General features: G+C 35.1%; 1 protein-coding gene. It reads right to left on the reverse strand.

The genetic code is table 11. The features are described from left to right. Positions 1–143: 143 nt before the first annotated feature. Positions 144–563, reverse strand: coding sequence for a hypothetical protein (locus tag EGK63_RS16315; RefSeq protein WP_125902307.1), 420 nt, complete (start codon positions 561–563; stop codon positions 144–146). Between the last annotated feature and the right edge of the window lie 104 nt (positions 564–667).

Genomic DNA, 667 nt, shown 5'->3' on the forward strand with positions numbered 1-667 from the left:
GTTGAGAACATCCATCATTCGTTCAAGCATTTCACTATAATTATCTTCATCCGGCAAATTCAAATAATCAGCTAACCGTTCATACATCAATTCAATTCTATCGACTGTTTCTTCTCTCAAATCAATTTTATCCATGTCACACCTCACTTCCAGAATTGCCACCATTTTCGATTTTTTAATTCTTGATTTTCTAGTAACAACTGATCGTTTTTTTGTTGCTGAAGCAAAGTCAATTTTTGTTGGTCACGAATCATTTCCGTTAATTCAGAAATATGCCTATCTTTTTCCGCTAATTGTTCACGCAAAAATTCATTTTCTTTTTCTAACGGGAAATCATTGCCTGCATCATTGACCGGTAAATCACCAGTCAATTGACCACCTTTTGACCGATAAATTGACCGCACAACACCAATGAATTCCTTGTCTAACATGATAACCCCATTATCTTTATACCGAGCAAGGTCATAACCTGCATTGACCAGTTGATTGCGCACTGTATTTTTAGATATACCCAACTCATCAGCAAGGTTTTTTATGGTCATTTTTTCTGGCAAATCAGTCATTATCTTCTCCGTTACTTTCAGCTACCCCATAAACATATTTAACAGCATGCTTAGGGATAATGATTGGGGAATCAATTTTATTATTTTTCAAAATCAACTCATAC

The organism is Brevundimonas sp. 357 (genome assembly GCF_003938605.1).
Lineage (GTDB): Bacteria > Pseudomonadota > Alphaproteobacteria > Caulobacterales > Caulobacteraceae > Brevundimonas.